We start from the raw sequence: 3,456 nt of genomic DNA, 5'->3' as shown, positions 1-3,456 counted from the left end.
TTCGATCCTGCCTGGCTCCACCAACTTTACGGATACCCTGGCTACGGTCAGTGTGCAGAAACAAGTGTTTCGGGTTGATGAACGATCGACTTCGAAGTCCTTCTTTCTGATCACTGGGTCAGACATGCTCTTTAACAATGCGGACAAGATTGCAAAGCGGATGATTCGTTTCTTTATCTCCGAAACGAAGAATCCAATGATAGCGATTTCAAGCGTTATCCGGTGTTAATCGTTGGGTTGCTTAATCTTGGATCAAGCGTCGGCAGGGCAAAAGGCTGCTGACACTGTGGAACCAACCTGGAGGCTTCGGTCGACAGAGCGGTTAAACAGTTGGTTTGGGGTTATATAGTCAAGCAACTAAGCGCATACGGTGGATGCCTTGGCAGTCAGAGGCGATGAAAGACGTGGAAGCCTGCGATAAGCGTCGGGGAGGTGGCAAACAACCTTTGATCCGGCGATCTCTGAATGGGGAAACCCACCTGGTTACGGCCAGGTATCCAATCCTGAATCCATAGGGATTGGAGGCGAACCGGGGGAACTGAAACATCTAAGTACCCCGAGGAAAAGAAATCAACCGAGATTCCCTCAGTAGCGGCGAGCGAACGGGGACCAGCCCTTAAGCTGAACAACTGGTAGGAAAAGGCTCTGGAAAGTGCCGCCATAGTGGGTGATAGCCCCGTATCCGAAACCTGAGTTCAGTGAAATCGAGTAGGACGGGTCACGTGTAATCCTGTCTGAACATGGGGGGACCATCCTCCAAGGCTAAATACTCCTGACTGACCGATAGTGAACCAGTACCGTGAGGGAAAGGCGAAAAGAACCCCTGTGAGGGGAGTGAAATAGATCCTGAAACCGTATGCGTACAAGCAGTCGGAGCCCCTTCGGGGGTGACGGCGTACCTTTTGTATAATGGGTCAGCGACTTATGTTCAGTGGCGAGGTTAACCATCTAGGGGAGCCGTAGGGAAACCGAGTCTGAATAGGGCGACTTAGTCGGTGGACATAGACCCGAAACCGGGCGATCTATCCATGAGCAGGTTGAAGGTGCGGTAACACGCACTGGAGGACCGAACCCACTGTCGTTGAAAAGCCAGGGGATGACTTGTGGATCGGAGTGAAAGGCTAATCAAGCCCGGAGATAGCTGGTTCTCCCCGAAAGCTATTTAGGTAGCGCCTCGGACGAATACCACTGGGGGTAGAGCACTGTTTCGGCTAGGGGGTCATCCCGACTTACCAAACCGATGCAAACTCCGAATACCAGTGAGTACTATCCGGGAGACACACGGCGGGTGCTAACGTCCGTCGTGAAAAGGGAAACAACCCAGACCGCCAGCTAAGGTCCCCAAATACCAGTTAAGTGGGAAACGATGTGGGAAGGCGAAGACAGCTAGGAGGTTGGCTTAGAAGCAGCCACCCTTTAAGGAAAGCGTAATAGCTCACTAGTCGAGTCGGCCTGCGCGGAAGATGTAACGGGGCTCAAACTGGTTACCGAAGCTGCGGCTGCATACTTTGTATGCGGGGTAGGGGAGCGTTCTGTAAGCCTGCGAAGGTGTGTCGAGAGGCATGCTGGAGGTATCAGAAGTGCGAATGCTGACATGAGTAACGATAATGCGGGTGAAAAACCCGCACGCCGGAAGACCAAGGGTTCCTGCGCAACGCTAATCGGCGCAGGGTGAGTCGGCCCCTAAGGCGAGACCGAAAGGTGTAGTCGATGGGAAACGGGTTAATATTCCCGTACCTCGCGTGACTGCGATGGAGAGACGGAGAAGGCTAGGTGAGCCGGGCGACGGTTGTCCCGGTTTAAGCAAGTAGGGAGAGGACTTAGGCAAATCCGGGTCCTCAATCCTGAGATGCGACGACGAGTGCTGCTTGCAGCGCGAAGTCATTGATGCCCTGCTTCCAGGAAAATCTTCTAAGCTTCAGGTCACGAGAGCCCGTACCCCAAACCGACACAGGTGGTCAGGTAGAGAATACCAAGGCGCTTGAGAGAACTCGGGTAAAGGAACTAGGCAAAATGGTGCCGTAACTTCGGGAGAAGGCACGCTGGTAGTAGGTGAAGCCCCTGCGGGTGGAGCCGAGACCAGTCGAAGATACCAGGCCCCTGCGACTGTTTATTAAAAACACAGCACTCTGCAAACACGAAAGTGGACGTATAGGGTGTGACGCCTGCCCGGTGCCGGAAGGTTAATTGATGGGGTTAGCATTCGTGCGAAGCTCTTGATCGAAGCCCCGGTAAACGGCGGCCGTAACTATAACGGTCCTAAGGTAGCGAAATTCCTTGTCGGGTAAGTTCCGACCTGCACGAATGGCGTAACGATGGGGGCGCTGTCTCTACCCGAGACTCAGTGAAATTGAAATCGCCGTGAAGATGCGGTGTATCCGCGGCTAGACGGAAAGACCCCGTGAACCTTTACTATAGCTTCACAGTGAACTTTGAGCATGCTTGTGTAGGATAGCTGGGAGGCTTTGAAGTGTGGACGCCAGTCTGCATGGAGCCAACCTTGAAATACCAGCCTGGCCTGTTTGAGGTTCTAACTTGGTCCCCTGATCGGGGATGAGGACACTGTGTGGTGGGTAGTTTGACTGGGGCGGTCTCCTCCCAAAGAGTAACGGAGGAGCACAAAGGTGGGCTAAGTACGGTCGGACATCGTACGGTTAGTGTAATGGCACAAGCCCGCTTGACTGCGAGACAGACACGTCGAGCAGGTGCGAAAGCAGGTCATAGTGATCCGGTGGTTCTGTATGGAAGGGCCATCGCTCAACGGATAAAAGGTACTCCGGGGATAACAGGCTGATACCGCCCAAGAGTTCACATCGACGGCGGTGTTTGGCACCTCGATGTCGGCTCATCACATCCTGGGGCTGAAGCCGGTCCCAAGGGTATGGCTGTTCGCCATTTAAAGTGGTACGCGAGCTGGGTTTAGAACGTCGTGAGACAGTTCGGTCCCTATCTGCCGTGGACGTTGGAGATTTGAGGAAAGCTGCTCCTAGTACGAGAGGACCGGAGTGGACGAACCTCTGGTGTTCGGGTTGTCACGCCAGTGGCATTGCCCGGTAGCTATGTTCGGACAGGATAACCGCTGAAGGCATCTAAGCGGGAAGCCCCTTCCAAGATGAGATCTCCCTGGCCCCTCGAGGGCCCTGAAGAGCCGTTCAAGACCAGGACGTTGATAGGTCGGGTGTGTAAGCGCTGCGAGGCGTTGAGCTAACCGATACTAATTGCTCGTGCGGCTTGACTATATAACACCCAAGCCAACTGCGGATAACGCAGGAAGTCGCTATACCCAGCGCAAGCTGCTTGCAATCTTGTCCCAACCCAGTGGTCACCTGTTTTGCCTGACGACCATAGCGGTCCGGAACCACCTGATCCCATCCCGAACTCAGCAGTGAAACGGACCAGCGCCGATGGTAGTGTGGCGTTTGCCCATGCGAGAGTAGGTCATCGTCAGGCTCCTAA

The 3,456-nt window shown here is 54.2% G+C and carries 1 protein-coding gene and 2 rRNA genes; all 3 read left to right on the top strand.

The genetic code is table 11. The features are described 5' to 3' along the window. A partial coding sequence (locus EZI54_RS24935; RefSeq protein WP_207389327.1) for a hypothetical protein occupies positions 1–229 on the top strand: 229 nt, incomplete at its 5' end. A gap of 118 nt (positions 230–347) precedes the next feature. Next, positions 348–3,239 (top strand): 23S ribosomal RNA (locus EZI54_RS23290). 95 nt (positions 3,240–3,334) lie between these two features. Continuing rightward, positions 3,335–3,450 (top strand): 5S ribosomal RNA (rrf, locus tag EZI54_RS23285). Positions 3,451–3,456: the final 6 nt, after the last annotated feature.

The organism is Marinobacter halodurans (genome assembly GCF_004327985.1).
GTDB lineage: Bacteria > Pseudomonadota > Gammaproteobacteria > Pseudomonadales > Oleiphilaceae > Marinobacter_A > Marinobacter_A halodurans.
Note: the sequence above shows the minus strand (reverse complement) of the source record. Positions and strands in the feature narration are given on the sequence as shown.